The organism is Flavobacterium aestuarii (genome assembly GCF_040049115.1).
GTDB classification, from domain to species: Bacteria; Bacteroidota; Bacteroidia; order Flavobacteriales; family Flavobacteriaceae; genus Flavobacterium; species Flavobacterium aestuarii.
In genome coordinates this window covers 56,823-73,277 of the sequence record NZ_JBDLZZ010000011.1, presented here as the reverse complement: position 1 = coordinate 73,277, position 16,455 = coordinate 56,823, and the positions used below count along the sequence as shown (strand labels likewise).

Genomic DNA, 16,455 nt, shown 5'->3' with positions numbered 1-16,455 from the left:
TTCGGCTGTCTTTTTTGCATTAACAAGTCGTTAACAAAGATTTGAAACCGCTTAACAAGGGGGCTCGTTTTTCTAATCTACTTTTGAATTATTCAAAAATCGTAACCAATAAAAATAAATAATTATGAAAGTGATTAAAATTTCAATGTTGGCATTAACTCTAGGATTAATGTCATTTTCAGCAATCGCTCCTGTAAAAACTATAATTTCAAAAACAGCTGGTGCAGTCTCTACGATCGCATGGAAAAGTGAGACTATTGATGTTGGACAGATTCCGCAGGGAACTCCAAAACCTATTATTTTCGAATTCAAAAACACGGGAAAGACGGCAGTAATAGTTACAAATGTTCAGGGATCCTGTGGCTGTACAGCAACTGATTATACCAAAGCACCAATTGCTCCAGGAAAATCAGGTACAGTAACGGCGACTTATAATGCGGCAAATGCGGGTGCTTTTACCAAAACAGTATCAGTGACTACAAATGCTGAAACCGCTGTTAAAGTTTTGACTATTAAGGGAACTGTAGTTGCAGCAGCTGCTAGTGTGAAAAGCTGATTTTTAATAAAATAAATGTACATTGAACCACCTCTTTTAGGTGGTTTTTTGCTTGCAAATAGTACTCTTGCCGATTTTTGATTATAGTTTGAAAAAATAGTATATATTATTAAATTGTAATCAATTTATATTTGTTGTCTATACTATTATAAAAGCTTTAAAAGATTATGAATTACAAAAAAAAATACCATTTATTTTTATTGATTCTCATTTCATCCTTTTCTTTTGCTCAAAAAACGGTTGAAGATCAATCATTTTTTGATTATGACGGAAGGATCGAAAAATTAGCAGACAATAAGGCGGTACTCATAGGTTCTGCTTCTTCGGTTTCTTTTGATTTTATTGGCGATTCCTGCTCCGTATCTCTGCAAAGCGTGGAGGATCATCAAAATTATGTTTCAATAGAACTCGACGGAAACTATATCGGGAGAGTCCGAATCGAGAAGGGGGAAATAAAAAACTACCCTGTTAAAGCTTCTAATGGCAAAAAAACGCATCATCTTTCGATTTACAAAGCTACAGAAGCGGCTAATGGAGGTGTTTTGTTTGCAGGAACAACAGCTAAATTAACAAAAAATACAGCATCCAAAAAGAAGAAAAAAATTGAACTGATTGGTGATTCTATAACTTGCGGTTATGGCAATGATCTGTCTTCAATTCCCTGCGGGAGCGGCGATTGGTACGATCAGCATAATGCGTATTGGGCTTACGGGCCGGTTCTTTCCAGAGCTTTGAATATCGATTTTGTATTGAGTTCTGTTTCTGGTTACGGGATGTACCGCAACTGGAATGATGAACATATTCTTGAGCCTAATATTCCGGATGTTTATGAAAATCTATATTTGAATAAAGACAGTTCAAAACCGTATGACTTTGTTTTTCAGCCTGATTTGGTTAGTATTTGTTTAGGGACTAATGACCTTTCAGATGGTGACGGAAAAAAAGAAAGGCTGCCGTTTAATGAAGAAAAGTACGTTTCCAATTATATTGATTTTATAAAAACAGTTTACAAGCACGCACCTAATACCCGAATTATATTATTGACCAGTCCAATGGTTTCGGGAGATAAAAATGTAACGCTGGTAAAATGCCTCAAAAAAGTGATTCAGGCTTTTGAAAATGATAAAACGCACAAGCCGATTGCATTATTCGAGTTTCAGCCAATGTCTCCCAAAGGCTGTGGCTACCACCCAGATATTGCTGATGATAAAGTAATGGCAGACCAATTAATTCCAGTTTTTAAAAAGATATTAAATGAAAAATAAGATCATTGTTTTTGTTCTTTCCCTGATTTTTTCAAATACCGCTTCCGCAAATATTACGCTTCCGAATATCTTTTCGGATAATATGGTGTTGCAGCGTAATAGCGAAGTACTGTTTTGGGGATTTGCCAATCCGCAGGAAGAAGTTGTGATAACACCAAGCTGGAATAATGAAAGTTATAAAATAAAAGCCAGCAATCAGGCAAAGTGGGAGATTGCGATTCCAACTCCAAAGGAAGGCGGTCCTTACACCATTACTATAAAAGGTTACAATGAAATAGTTCTGAAAAACATTCTGCTTGGTGAAGTCTGGATTTGTTCCGGGCAGTCCAATATGGAAATGAATGCCGGCTGGGGAATTGAAAATGGTGATGAAGCAGTTAAAAATGCTGCAAATCCCAACATCCGATTGTTTCTGGTGCCGAAATTAACTGCCACCTCTCCACAGAATAATTTATCCGGAAATTGGACAGAATGTTCACCGGAAACGATGAAATATTTTAGTGCAGTGGGTTATTTTTTTGGAAAACGTCTGCAGGAAGAATTAAAGAATGTGCCTATCGGCTTGATTTCGTCCAATTGGGGAGGAACACCAGCCGAAATCTGGATGCCGGAAGAAGTGATTCAGAATGATGCGGTTTTATTAGAGTCGGCTAAGACACGTAAAGAAGAAAGCTATGGACCAAACCAGCCTGGACGTGCCTTTAACGCAATGATTTATCCATTGGCCAAATTTAAAATCGCTGGAGCATTGTGGTATCAGGGAGAAAGCAATGTGGGATCGGAGGTTTATGATAAAACGCTTTCGGCGTTAATAACGTCTTGGAGAAAATTATGGGGATACGATTTTCCGTTTTATTTTGTTCAGATTGCGCCTTATAAATATGGTGAAGATCATTTCAGTGGAACGATTATCCGAAATTCACAGCGGAAAGTTTTGCAGGAAGTTACAAATACTGGAATGGCTGTGACCAGCGATATTTCGCCTACTGATGATATTCATCCAAAAGATAAGAAATCGGTAGGGATCCGCCTGGCTAATCTGGCATTAGCCAATACATATAAAACGAATACAGCAACGGTGAATGGACCACTTTATAAAGGAATCACAATTGAGAAAAATAAAGTTACAGTGACTTTCGATTACGCCGATGGATTATATTTTAAAGAAAAAAAAGCAGATTTATTTGAAATTGCAGGTTCTGATAATGTATTTCATAAAGCCAATGCAGTTATTAAAAACAACACTGTAGTATTGCAGTCTGCTGAGGTAAAAAGTCCTGTAAAGGTGCGTTATGCCTGGAAGAATACGGATCAGTCCACTCTTTTCAATAAAGCCGATTTACCTGCTTCGAGTTTTATTTCGGAGTAAAAAATCTTTATATTAATAAATTTGAAGTTTAAGGCAGATATTGATATAATGGGTATTTGAAATATAAAATACTGTTATCTGCACTGAATTTGCGTGAGGGATAGAAGTGAAAATCCTCCCGTTTTTTTCGGGAGATTGTAACGCATAGCCCGACCCGCAGGGACACGCCCCAAGATAAATAAACTAATGATGAATAAAAAAATAATGATTACGGGGCTTGCTGCCTTACTTACTATTGGAACCATGAATGCACAAAAATTACCTCATTTAGATAAAACAAAACCTATTGAAGAGCGAGTAGAGCTGCTTCTGAAGCAGATGACATTGGAAGAAAAAGTGGGACAGATGAACCAGTACAACGGATTTTGGGAAGTCACTGGCCCAGCTCCAAAAGGCGGTACAGCAGAGCTTAAATATGAGCATCTGCGTAAAGGCCTGGTGGGTTCGATGCTCACTGTACGTGGGGTAAAAGAGGTTCGTGCTGTTCAGAAAATTGCAGTTGAACAAACGAGATTGGGGATTCCACTGATTATTGGTTTCGATGTAATTCATGGTTATAAAACTTTGAGCCCTATTCCGCTGGCAGAATCAGCAAGCTGGGATCTCGATGCGATTAAAAAATCGGCAGCTATAGCAGCAGATGAAGCTTCGGCCTCTGGAATTAACTGGACTTTTGGTCCTAATGTAGATGTTGCCAATGATGCCCGCTGGGGACGTGTAATGGAAGGTGCTGGAGAAGATCCATATCTAGGAAGCAAAATTGCAATTGCCCGGGTAAAAGGCTTTCAAGGAGAAACCACTGCGGATCTGGCAAAAGTAAACACGATCGCTGCCTGCGCAAAACATTTTGCTGCATACGGTTATGTAGAAGCAGGATTAGAATATAATATTGTGGATATCAGTAATTCTAAATTGTATAATTCGGTTTTGCCACCGTTCAAAGCTACTGTTGATGCGGGTGTCCGTACGTTTATGAATTCATTTAATACCCTGAATGGTGTCCCGGCAACTGGAAACGTATTTTTACAGAGAGATATTCTGAAAGGAAAATGGAAGTTTGACGGTTTTGTGATTTCAGATTACGCTTCGATCCGCGAAATGATAGCACATGGTTATGCCAAAGATGAGGATGATGCTGCTTTGAAAGGTGTGGTTGCAGGTTCGGATATGGATATGGAATCGTATTTATATGTTGCAAAACTTGTCGGTCTGGTTAAAGAAGGAAAAGTTAAAGAAGCATTGGTAGATGATGCGGTACGCAGGATTTTGCGCGTGAAATTTGAATTAGGATTATTTGATGATCCGTACAGATATTGTGATGAAAAACGCGAAAAAGAAGTTATTGGGAGTAAAGCCAATAATGAAGGTGTGCTGGATATGGCCAAAAAGTCTATTGTGTTATTGAAGAATGCTCCCTCTCCTTCGGGGAGAACGGGGGAGGGATTACTGCCGCTAAAGAAATCAGGTCAGAAAATAGCTTTGATTGGTGCTTTGGCAAATGATAAAAACAGTCCTTTGGGAAGCTGGAGAATTGCATCGGATGATAATACGGCAGTATCGGTTTTAGAAGGTATGCAGCAGTATAAAGACAATAAGCTGACTTTTGAAAAAGGAGCTGATTTAATTGTTGGGAAAACTTCCTTTTTAGATGAGGTTGTCTTCAATACTACGGATAAAAGCGGTTTTGAAGCGGCTAAAAAAGCGGCTAAGGAAGCAGATGTTGTTGTAATGGTTTTGGGAGAACATGGTTTCCAGAGCGGTGAAGGACGCAGCAGGACTGATCTTGATCTGCCAGGTGTGCAGCAGGAATTACTGGAAGAAATCTATAAAGTGAATCCTAATATCGTTTTGGTTTTAAATAACGGACGTCCTTTGAGTATTCCGTGGGCAGCAGAACATATTCCTGCTATTGTTGAGGCTTGGCATTTGGGAACCCAGACAGGAAACGCAGTTGCACAGGTTTTATACGGCGATTATAATCCAAGCGGAAAACTGCCGATGTCTTTCCCAAGAAATGTGGGCCAGGTACCAATTTATTACAACAGATACAGTACTGGAAGACCTGTAAATACAGATAAAAATGTTTTCTGGTCACATTATACTGATGTCGAAAAAACACCTTTATTTCCATTTGGTTTTGGTTTGAGTTATACAGCATTCGAATACAAAAACCTGAAGCTAAATAAAACTGTTTTTGCAAAAGGAGAGCCGGTACAGGTTTCTGTTGAGGTTACCAATACAGGGAATTATGACGGAAAAGAAGTAGTGCAGCTGTATATTCATGATGATTATGCAAGTATTATACGTCCGATAAAAGAGCTGAAAGGTTTTGAATTAGTTGATCTGAAGAAAGGGGAGACCAAAACAGTTTCTTTTACCTTAACCGATAAAGAGCTAGGTTTTTATGACAATGAAGGGAATTATTTGGTTGAGCCAGGGACTTTCAAAATTATGGCAGGAGGAAACTCTGATAATGGCTTGGAAGGTGGTTTTGAGTTAAGATAAATTTAGAAACAGCCCCATAAATATTTTCACGCAGCTATAGCAGAATATGGAAATCTGCTATAGCTGCGTGATTTTTTTTTATATTTTTAAAATCTTAAAACTTCAATCAGTAAATAAATAAGATGAAATATAACAGATGCGGAAAAAGCGGGTTGTTACTGCCTGAGATTTCTTTAGGATTGTGGCATAACTTCGGCTCAGTAGATAATTTCGAGAATGCCGAAAGTATTGCCAAAGAAGCTTTTGATAAAGGAATCACTCATTTTGATTTAGCGAATAACTATGGGCCAGTTCCAGGTTCAGCCGAAGAGAATTTTGGAAAAATATTATGGCATAATTTCCAGGGAAACCTGCGTGATGAAATTGTAATTTCTACAAAGGCAGGCTACACGATGTGGGATGGACCTTATGGAGACTGGGGTTCCCGTAAATATTTACTGTCGAGTTTAGACCAGAGTTTAAAACGTATGAATATTGATTATGTAGATATTTTTTATTCGCATCGTCCTGATCCTGAAACGCCGATTGAGGAAACCATGATGGCTCTTGATCATGCCGTGAGAAGCGGGAAAGCCTTATATGTGGGAATAAGCAATTATTCTGCGGAGCAGACCAGAGTTGCTGTTGATGTTTTAAAACAGCTGGGAACGCCTTGTCTCATTCATCAGGCAAAATATTCGATGCTGGTTCGCTGGGTCGAAGATGGACTGTTAGATGTTTTAGAAGAAAAAGGAGTAGGCTGTATTGCATTTTCGCCTTTGGCACAAGGACTTTTAACCGATAAATATTTAAACGGAATTCCTGAAAATTCCAGAGCGCATAATCCAAACGGACATTTAAGAGAAGATGAGGTTACGCAGGAGCGTATTCAGAAATTAATTCAGCTGAACGAAATTGCTCAAAACCGGAACCAGTCTTTGGCACAAATGGCTTTGGCTTGGCTGCAGAAAGACAAAAGGATTACTTCGGTATTAATTGGTGCAAGTTCTGTCAGACAATTAAATAATAATATCGAATGTCTGCAGAATCTGAATTTTACGCAGGATGAAATAAATGTAATCGATAAAATATTAGCATAAAAAAAGGGGCAATTTGCCCCTTTTTTAGAAATTGAAAAGATATAATTCAGTACTCTAGTTCGAAGAATTAAGAGTCACTGTTGCAGTTTTAAGTCCTTTGCTGCTAACTGTAAGTTCTATGTCTCCAGCTTCTTTCAGCGACTGAACAAGTACTACAGCTTTTCCGCTAAAGGCTTTCATTGTTGGCAGATGAAATAATTCCAGTGAAGTTGCATCTCCATTGCATGCTGCTCTGTAAGTCCCTTTTCCTGTAACTTTAAACTGCAGCTGATTGACTGCGTTAGGACATGGAATTCCTTTTTCGTCTACTATTGAAACCGTAACATAAGACAGATCTTTACCATCGGCTTTGATTGTTTTTCTGTCTGGATCAAGTACTATTTTGTAGGCTTTTCCGGCAGTATGAATTTCCTCTTCTGCGACTGCTTTGCCATCTTTATCTAATGCAACCACTTTTACAGTTCCAGGTTCGTATTTCACATCCATCCACATCAAACGGTATCTGTTTTGTGGTGTTGAGTTATTCTTTTTTTGAATACCCATACTTTTTCCGTTTACAAAAAGCTCGGCACTATCATAATTAGTGTACACAAATACAGGTGTTACCTGACCTTCGCGTCCTTCCCAATTCCAATGGGGTAAAATGTGTAAGGTTTTTTCGTTTTTGTTCCAGCGGCTCTTGTACAAATAAAATCTGTCCTTTGGCAATCCCGCCAAATCATTGATTCCAAAATAAGAACTGCGGGAAGGCCATTTTTCATCATAAGGAGTTGGTTCTCCTAAATAATCAAAACCTGTCCAGACAAATTCACCAATAACCCAAGGTTTGTCATCCTGTAAAACAAAATCTTCATCAGGTACATTGGACCAGCTGCAGGCTTCCAAATCATAAGAAGAGCATTGAAAATCCGGATACTGTTTGTCTTTGGCCTGTACTACAGGAAATTTATAAATTCCTCTGGAACTAACGGTAGAGGCAGTTTCAGAACCTAAAATAAATCCCTGCGGAAATTTTTTAAATGCTTCCTCATATAAATGAACGCGGTAGTTTAATCCAGGAACGTCTAACAAAGCTCCAAAACCGGATTCCATTGTTGCTTTTACCTGATCCATACCAACAGTCACGGGTCTTGTAGGATCTTCACGGTGGAAAATGTCCTGCAGCCATTTGGCACGTTTTACTCCTTCATCTCCCCATTGATCGGGAACTTCATTTCCAGAACTCCACATTACAATAGATGGATGATTTCGGGTCGCATGAACTAAATTGACAATATCTTTTTCAGCATATTGTTCGAAAAAACGGTTGTATCCATTTTCAACTTTTGGCTTTGCCCATTCGTCAAAACTTTCTGCCAAGAATATGAAACCCATTTCATCACACAATTCTAATTGTTCCAATGAAGGCATATTATGAGAACTGCGGATGGCATTACAGCCCATATCTTTCAGTATCGTTAATTGACGGCGCAAAGCTGCCACATTTACTGCAGTTCCCAGTGGACCTAAATCATGGTGCAGACAAACGCCTTTAAACTTTCGGATTTCACCGTTTAAGCTAAATCCTTTATTAGGCTCATATTTTATGTCACGAATTCCGAAACGGGTCGTAACTTCATCTTTCAATTCACTGCCTACAAACCATTGTGAAACGGCTTTGTACAAATATGGAGTTTCAGGACTCCATAGCTTCGGATTTTGAACTTTAATGTTTTGATCAAATTCGTTTCCGAATTTTGTTGTTACTTTATCTGAACTTACTTTTTGACCATTGGCATCAAAAATTGTAGTAACCAGATAGCCATTTTCTCCAGAAGCCTTGGTTTTTATATTTACTTTGGCTTCTTCTTTATTGATAAACGGTGTCGTGACAGAAGTTCCCCACTGGTCGATGCTTTCCTTATTTTTGATAATAAGGCTAACTTTTCTATACAGACCAGCACCTGGATACCAGCGCGAAGCAAATTCTTTGTTGGTTAATTTTACAGCCAAAGTATTATCGCCAGTCTTGATAAAATCAGTTATATCAAAATAAAAATAGCTGTAGCCATAGGCCCATTCACCTACTTTTTTGCCATTTAGATAAATCTGCGGTTCGCTCATGGCACCTTCGAAAAGCAAAATCACTTTTTTGCTTTTTTCGGCAGCCGAAATTGTAAATTTATTTCGGTACCAGGCTGAACCTATATGAGGCAATGAGCCAGTTCTTCCTGTTTTTTCAGAAGCTGCAGTTTCTCCGTTTTGAACAATTGCAACGCTCTGCTTATCAATTTCTTTATCAAAAGGACCATAAATTGCCCAATCATGCGGGACAGTTACTGTTAGCCATTTTGAATCAGCAAAATTGGTTTGAAAAGCATTTTCGAAATCGCCTTTTTGAAATTTCCAGTTGGTATCCAATTCTCTTACTGTACGCACTTGTGAAAAGGAAATCTGCGTTACTATAAAAAAAGCGAATAGAAGAGTTTTAAACTGTTTCATTACAAATATTTTATATTTAATTTTTGGATGTCCATTGGCTATAAATTATTTAGAGCCATTATAGAACTGCATTCCTAAAGTTGCTTTATTTGAGTTGTCAAATAAAGTGGCATTATCCCAATGAGAACCTGTTCCCCAAAGAGTTTTGCATGATGTTGAAACCCATGCCGGTTCCCAATAAATAATACCTTCCCCTCCAGCTGCTGCTACTACCTCTTTTAGTTTCTTTAGATATCCTAATTGTCCAGCCTGAGTAGCTTGATACCCATTGATTAAAGCTTCGGTACCAAGATTGTTACTAGCGTTATCATTATTATTTAAAGTAAATGGATAAGCTGTTTCAACAATCATCAGCCTTTTTTTGTAAGTACTTATAAGCGTTTTTAGAGGTGTCGAAACATTGTCCAGCGTATATGTAGAATAACTAGGATAGTAGGACAATCCAATCCAATCATAATCAGTAATTCCATTTGCAGTTGCTTCCTTAAACCACCATAATGCATTTTCGGGCTGTGCAATATGAAGCATAACTCCTATTTTTTTGTTTTTTTCCTTTGAAATATCACGCACAGCTTTAATACCGTTGTTAAGAAGATAAGAATTACGTACCCAGTTAATTGGCCAGACAAGTTCGTCATCCTGCAGAATCATTGGATTTATTTCGTTTCCAACCTGTACTATTTCTGGCAGCAGGTTTTCTTTGGATAAATTATTTAAGGTTTGATAGGTATAATCATAAAGCAATTTTCCTAAAGCCTCCTTGTTGTTCATTTGACTTTTCCAAGCCGCAGGAATTTTTTGCTTTTCAGGATCTGTCCATGAATCAGAGTAATGAAAATCCAGCAGCACATTCATGCCTAAGGCCTTTGCTCTGGAAATTGTTTTTTTGACATCATTATAATTGGAATAATTTGTCCAAGTAGGATTGTGCCATAAACGAACACGGACCAAATTTGTACCCGCTTCCTTAAAAATTTTATAAGCATCCTGCGCTGCACCTTTATCATTTTTATAAACAGCACCGCAATCTTCCATTTCGTTTACATACGAAAGATCAGCACCGTAATAGAAAGGAATGTTTTCGCTAACTGGAGGAGTTACTACTGGGTCTTTTTCAGTTGTTTCACCATCACTTTGGCAGGAACCTAAATTTAAAAAGGCTAGAATAGCAAACGTGCTGATGCAAAATTTTATTACTTTTTTCATATCTTGATACTATTTGTTTTTTATTTGAATATGCAATGAGCATAGCCGCTATTGGTATTTGATGATTTTCAACTTGCCAATTTTAGACTATGCTCATTTCACAACATTTTTTAATTTATTCTAATGTTATTGTTTTGTCAATTCCATTAATGGTTAATTTATATGTTCCTGGTGCACCTGTGAATTTAAAATTAGCATCACCGCTGCCGTCGTTTACTAAATTGTTATTGATAGTATAACCAGCATCTGAATAAGAAGCGAAGTTATTTTTCGTGTCCCAAGTATTAAAGATATGGAAAAATCTGAAAACATCATTTGATAATGTAATTGATGCTGACCAGATATCTGGCTTAGCTTCAGTGAATTCGATGGTTTTAGCAGCATCAAAAGACCATCCGCCAGGTACTGCTCCTCCTACAGCCCAAAGAGAGCTTGAAGCTGTTAATGCGATTGTTTTTTTAGTATTATCAATTGTAAGGGTGTAAATTCCAGGAGTTCCCACAAATTTAAAGTTGCTGTCATTATCTGAAGTATCTTCTAAGTTTGCATCGATAGTGTAGCCTTCTTCTTTATAATGTGAATAACCTAAAGCTGATGACCAGTTTCCTGATTCTTGGAAAAATCTAAAGTTACCAGCACCGAAACGTGCTTTAAACTTTAAAACATTATTATCACATTTCATTTCACCTTCTGCTTTAAAATTCCAAGCGATATCTGTCAAAGCATCTCCAACTGCAAAAAGAGAAGGACAGCCGTTTCCTGCAGCTGCAGTTTCAATCACTTTAATAGTGATAACCTGTGTCCCGGATAACGTTTCATTAGCTCCAGTTGTGCCAGCAGTTGCTCTTAATCTAAAGTATACCTGTCCAGTATTATTTGGTGTGCCATCTGGATTAGCAGTTTCTGGTTTATCATCAAGACCTAAATCTTTTGCAAAGTCTAATAATTTAGCAACTGTAACAGCTAAATTATTTTCGCTGGTTGTACCCACAATTTTAAAATCTGTAAAATCAGCGTTAAGAGCACCTTGAAGTTCATAAGTAATATTTGTTGCTACTCCAAAATCTGCTGATTCCCACATAAATCGATCAGCTACGTTGTCTTTTGTAGCCTGAGATATTAAATAAGCAGAAGCAAAAGTATTGGTAAATGCGATACCATCTACATCTGGTTTTGCAGTAAAAACGGGTGAATTATCATCAGAACAAGCATTTAAACTGATAAGTGCTATAAATAGTAAGATTAGTTTTTTCATTGTATCTATATTTTTGATTTTTTATATCTTTTTTTAGTAACCTGTGTTTTGAATAAGATTTGGATTTGCAGCTATACTCGCTTTAGGAATCGGAAATACATTGTAGATATCACTGATGGCAATACCGCTCATCACGTTTCCTTTCCAAGACCAGTTGTAGCTTCCTCCGGTGAATTTTCCAAAACGGATTAAATCTTGTCTTCTGTGGGCTTCACAATATAGTTCTACCATTCTCTCCTTTAGAATCAAGTCCAAATTGAGATCGCTGGTCAATATTCTTTTTGTATTGTTAGCTCTGGCACGCAATAGATTGAAATAGTCTCTTGCTGTAGTTAATGAACCGCCAGCTGCTCCTCTAAGAACGGCTTCGGCATACATTAAATACACATCGGCTAATCTAAACATTGGGAAGTCTGTATCAACCATTTCGGTTGCATAACCATTCACTCCCGCAGACGTTTTATTAGACCATTTTGCAGTAATATATCCTGTTCCATAGTTGTTCATGTCTGTCATTTCTATGGTTCTGTCTTTGCTGATAATGGTGTTTCTATCATCATTGTCATAGTTGCCGTTTAGCATAGTTTCGGAGAATTGTTTGGTAACTCTCAGTCCGCCTGCCCATCCTGCAACACCAAAATCAGCCCCATTTTTTTCTAAACTTCCTACCTGCGCATTAACCATCACAGTTGTAGGGCCGTAATTTTGTGTTACTGCACCATCCGAAACAATAGGGAATATAATTTCGTTTTTTGCCGAATTACTATTATTATCTGCATTGAAGTTATTAGCATAAACAGGAGATAAAGTATATCCTGCATCAATTATATTTTTGCAGTTCGTAAGACACTCATCGTATTTTTTCTCACCAATAAACACTTCTGCATTCAGATAAATTTTGGCCAGTACCATCCATGCTGCTGCTTTGTCTGCACGGGCATATTCATTTTCACGTGCATTTTTTAGATCTGGAATAATTGCGTTTAACTCAGATTCAATAAAAGTGAATAATTGCTTGCGATCGTATTGTGGTGATTGATAAGCTCCTACCGGATCATTCTCTGTAACAAATCCTGCTTTGCCAAACAAATCCATCAAATGATAATAAGCTAATGCTCTTAAAAAACGGGCTTCGGCTCTGTAGGTTTTAATTTCGTTACGCAATTCGGTGCTTACGCCACGGCTGTCTAATTTAGCATCTGATGTCTGCCTAAGATATTCATTGACAAAAGCTACCTGTGTCATGCATCTTCCAAAAAAACCTCGGATAACTACATTATCAGATGTCCATGTATTATTATTTAATCCTTTTAATCCCGGATCATTTTCCCATGACCATTTCACTTCGTCTGTAGTCAGCTCCTGCATGTTCCAGAAACCTCTTCCGTATTGGCTCGTTCCAGCGTCTAGACCTGAAATATTAGAACTTCCAGGGCCTGTAGCTCCTGTCAAGGCCAGATTACCATACACGCCAGCCAATCCTTGTTTGTAAGATTCCGGGGTAGAATAAAAGTTTTCTACAAGCAGTACATTCGGATCCTTAACATCAATATTAAGATCATTTGTACAGCCTGCCAGTACTAATACAGTTCCTAAAATGAAAATTGCTTTATGTTTTATTATATTCTTCATACTGTTTCTTTTTAAAATTTCATATTAGCTCCTATTAGATAAGTTCTAGGACGAGGAGTTATTGAATTATCAATTCCGTTTTCAAATACCTCTGGATCTAAACCTGAATAATTGGTAATTGTAAATACATTCTGCACACCAGCAGATAAACGTATAGAAGAATTAGCATTAAAAGTTTCCTTAAATGTATATCCAAGAGTTACGTTATCCATTTTTAAGAATGAAGCATTTTCGATGTAGTAATCAGATAATAATACAGCTTCATTAGACTGGAAATTGGTATCTAGGACTGAAGTTGGTATATTGGATACTACTGAACTGTTTCTTAATAAATTGTATTGTGCTCTTGAAGCATTAGCAGCGTTATAAACGTAATTACCTAAACTTGCTCTCATATTAAAAGATAGATCTAAGTTTTTGTAATTCATATTGGATGCAAATCCCATAGTTACAGTTGGCATACCATTGTGGTGAATGTATAAATCCGCACTAGTGATAGCATTATCGCCATTCAGATCGGCATACGCTCCCTCAATTGGCTTACCAGCTTCATTATAAATCTGTTTGTACACATAAAACGAATAAGGAGTATAGCCTACTCTGTGTATCTGTGCGGTAGATCCTGTACCTGAGCCTGTTGAACCCATAAACTGATCTTGTCCCAATGCCAGGCTCTTAATTTGTGTTTTTATAAAAGTGGTATTGAAATTAGCATTCCAGTTAAAACCTTTTGGGTTTTTAATTATATCACCATTTATAGAAAATTCAAGACCTTTTGATGTGAAATCACCAATGTTCTGAAAACCAGAGTTACTGAAGTTAGAACCATCTGAGATAGCAGCATTAGCAAGCAGATCTTCAGATTCTTTGTAAAAACCTTCAACAGTTGCTGTCAGTCTATCGTCAAACATTCCAAAATCTATAGCAGCATTATAAGTCGTAGTTTCTTCCCATTTTAGATTTTCATTTCTAAATTGCGGTATTCCAATATTTGTGATTGTATTTCCAAAAATGTATTGAGAAGTAGGTAAGCCTCGGATATATCTTGCCATATACAAATCTAAATTTGCCTGACCGATGTCCTGCTGCCCTGTTATACCCCAGCTTAATCTTAATTTTAAATTAGATAGTGTTTTAGATTCTGGAAATAAATCGTCCTTGATTTTCCATGCAAAAGCTGCTGCAGGGAAATTACCCCAGCGGTTGTCTTCACTAAAACGGGAAGTACCGTCTCTGCGATAAGAAAATGTAAACAGATATTTATCATAAAAAGACAGGTTTGTTCTTCCGAAGAATCCAATCAAAACTAAATCTGGATCTGCGTTTGTAACTGGGGAACTATCTACGCCATCGTCCAGTAACTCATTGGAAGCATATCTTTTATTCGTGAATTTTTGATAGGAATAACCGCCTGTAACATCAAAATTTAAGATTCCTATTGCTTTTTTATAAGCCAGATATCCATCTAATAAATTATTGCTCTGCTCATTCGAATATTCAGTTGACGAACCTATAATGCGCCCATCTGCCTGCGAAAGCGGATTTTTGTCAGAAACTCTTGTGTAGCCATCAGCTGTACTTCTGTCCATACCAACATTTAAAACTGCTGATAATTCAGGTAAAAAATGGAAGGTATAATCTAATTTGGCATTTCCGTATATTCTTTTTACGGTGCTTCGGCTGTTAGTCTGCATCAAATCTGCTACCGGGTTCAGCGGAGCACGTTCCGTTAAATCACTTTTATTGATAACTCCGTCATTATTATCTTTATAATATTGAAAGTATCCTCCAAATGGCGAGTTAGCATCATACACAGGCTGTGTAGGATCAAAAGTTATTGCAGTCCCCTGAACTCCTTTGTTGAATCTGTTTTTTTCCAAAGAAGCATTTGCATTGACTGTAATTTTTAAATGATTATCCAGCACACTTGGATTCAAAGATATCGAAGCGTTGCTGCGTTCAAATCCCGAAGTTAATATCAAGCCTTCCTGCAATGTTCTGCCGACAGAAAGTCTTGACGGAACTTTGTCAAACAGCATTCCATTTACCGAAAAATTCAGATTAGAAGAAATACTGTTTCTATAAATTTCTTTCTGCCAATCCGTATTTGCTGTTCCTAATAAAGGCAATAAGGCAGGATCTTGTTCAGATATCAGGCTTCTTATTTCATTAGCGTTAAAAACATCTACTGTATTTGTAATTGTATTAACACCCATGCTCATATCTAAGCTTGCAGCAAGGGTTTTAGTTCCTTTTTTTAATGTGATAATAATAACACCGTTCGATGCTCTTGAACCATAGATAGCTGTAGCTGCAGCATCTTTTAAAACAGAAAAAGATTCTATATCACTTGGGTTAATAGAACTCAATACAGAACGTGAGCCTCCAATTGTATTGTTGTCTACCGGAAGGCCATTAATAACAATCAAAGGATCGTTTGAAGCTCCTAATGAGGCTCCACCACGTATTCTGATAGTAGATCCAGAACCTGGATCACCGCCAGTGGTAATAGATAAACCAGCAACTCGTCCTGTTAAAAGATTTTCTGCAGTAACAATGTTTCCTTTATTAAAATCTTTTGCCATTACAGCAGTTACTGATGCAGTAGCCGATTTCAATTTGGTACTTCCGTAACCAATAACGACAACTTCATTTAGTTTTTGATTCTCTTCTGATAAACGGACATTGATAGTTTCTGATTTGCTTACTGTCATTTCAGTTTTTCGATATCCCATAAAAGAAAATACCAGAACGTCATTTTGATTTGCCTGGATCTGATATTTACCATCAAAACCAGTTGTAGTTCCCTGATTAGAACTCTTAATAGTTACACTAACCCCTGGAATAGTAGTTCCCGTTGCGGCATCAGTAACAAGCCCTGAAATTTTTAATTTTTGTCCAAATGCGCCTATTGTAAAACATAAAAACAGCATAATGAAGAAATACTGTTTTACCTCAAAATAGCGCTTTCTTTTTCGAAAACGGTTCATCATAAAATATAATTTAAATTGGTTAGATTAGTTTTAATAAGTGTTATTTTTTGATACTGGCTAAAAATAAAACCTACTAAATTCAATGGCTGCAATTACCTCGATTCTATGAGCTTT

The 16,455-nt window shown here is 37.3% G+C and carries 10 protein-coding genes; 5 read left to right on the top strand and 5 right to left on the bottom strand.

The genetic code is table 11. The features are described from left to right. Positions 1-124 precede the first annotated feature (124 nt). From ABEG11_RS12645 to mgrA, 5 genes are all read left to right on the top strand, one after another. Entirely contained in the window at positions 125-556 is a 432-nt protein-coding gene (locus ABEG11_RS12645; protein WP_348824535.1) for a DUF1573 domain-containing protein, read from the top strand. Between the two features lie 167 nt (positions 557-723). After that, on the top strand, positions 724-1,821 hold the full coding sequence (locus ABEG11_RS12640; protein ID WP_348824534.1) for an SGNH/GDSL hydrolase family protein: 1,098 nt from the start codon (positions 724-726) through the stop codon (positions 1,819-1,821). Continuing rightward, positions 1,811-3,190, top strand: coding sequence for a sialate O-acetylesterase (locus ABEG11_RS12635; RefSeq protein WP_348824533.1), 1,380 nt, complete (start codon positions 1,811-1,813; stop codon positions 3,188-3,190). Before ABEG11_RS12640 ends, ABEG11_RS12635 begins: the two co-directional genes overlap by 11 nt. A 186-nt stretch (positions 3,191-3,376) precedes the next feature. Then, positions 3,377-5,695: a beta-glucosidase BglX gene (gene bglX / locus ABEG11_RS12630; protein WP_348824532.1), complete on the top strand. Its 2,319-nt coding sequence runs from the start codon at positions 3,377-3,379 to the stop codon at positions 5,693-5,695. A gap of 122 nt (positions 5,696-5,817) precedes the next feature. Next, a complete protein-coding gene (gene mgrA, locus ABEG11_RS12625) occupies positions 5,818-6,774 on the top strand; it encodes an L-glyceraldehyde 3-phosphate reductase (RefSeq protein WP_348824531.1) in 957 nt (318 codons plus the stop codon). Between the two features lie 54 nt (positions 6,775-6,828). On the opposite strand, the gene ABEG11_RS12620 is transcribed toward mgrA, so the two are convergent. The 5 genes from ABEG11_RS12620 to ABEG11_RS12600 form a co-directional block, all read right to left on the bottom strand. After that, entirely contained in the window at positions 6,829-9,255 is a 2,427-nt protein-coding gene (locus tag ABEG11_RS12620; RefSeq protein ID WP_348824530.1) for a DUF4982 domain-containing protein, read from the bottom strand. 45 nt (positions 9,256-9,300) lie between these two features. Further along, a complete protein-coding gene (locus ABEG11_RS12615; RefSeq protein ID WP_348824529.1) occupies positions 9,301-10,461 on the bottom strand; it encodes a glycoside hydrolase family 53 protein in 1,161 nt (386 codons plus the stop codon). Positions 10,462-10,576: 115 nt separating this feature from the next. Next, positions 10,577-11,716, bottom strand: coding sequence for a SusE domain-containing protein (locus ABEG11_RS12610; RefSeq protein WP_348824528.1), 1,140 nt, complete (start codon positions 11,714-11,716; stop codon positions 10,577-10,579). Between the two features lie 33 nt (positions 11,717-11,749). Next, positions 11,750-13,348: a RagB/SusD family nutrient uptake outer membrane protein gene (locus tag ABEG11_RS12605; protein ID WP_348824527.1), complete on the bottom strand. Its 1,599-nt coding sequence runs from the start codon at positions 13,346-13,348 to the stop codon at positions 11,750-11,752. Between the two features lie 11 nt (positions 13,349-13,359). Further along, positions 13,360-16,341, bottom strand: a complete 2,982-nt coding sequence (locus ABEG11_RS12600; RefSeq protein ID WP_348824526.1) for a SusC/RagA family TonB-linked outer membrane protein — start codon at positions 16,339-16,341, stop codon at positions 13,360-13,362. Positions 16,342-16,455 lie beyond the last annotated feature (114 nt).